The sequence below is a fragment of the Pseudoalteromonas sp. 120-MNA-CIBAN-0494 genome, assembly GCF_040308885.1.
Taxonomy (GTDB): Bacteria; Pseudomonadota; Gammaproteobacteria; order Enterobacterales; family Alteromonadaceae; genus Pseudoalteromonas; species Pseudoalteromonas nigrifaciens.
In genome coordinates, this window is the sequence record NZ_JBEOOE010000228.1 from 1 (window position 1) to 238 (window position 238).

At 42.4% G+C, this 238-nt stretch carries 1 protein-coding gene; it reads right to left on the bottom strand.

The genetic code is table 11. The features are described 5' to 3' along the window. On the bottom strand, window positions 1-238 hold a 238-nt coding region (locus AAEY55_RS18590), incomplete at both ends, for a cupin domain-containing protein (protein WP_350552764.1).

Sequence of the window (238 nt, forward strand, 5' to 3'; positions counted from 1 at the left end):
GGATGAGTAAGCCCTGCCATCATCCCGGTTTTAATGGCACCCTCTTCTAATACCTTGCGCAAAACACTAATTAAAAATACATCGCATAAGCGATCTATCATTAAATGCTTACCGCTGGCGTCTTTAAATGCCTCTTCAAAAATCCAAAAAGCGCTCTGCGCTAATAATCCATCACCCGTTAATTCGTAATTTAAGCAAAAAGGCAGCGCCTGCAATAAAGGGCTATGCCCTCCACTTT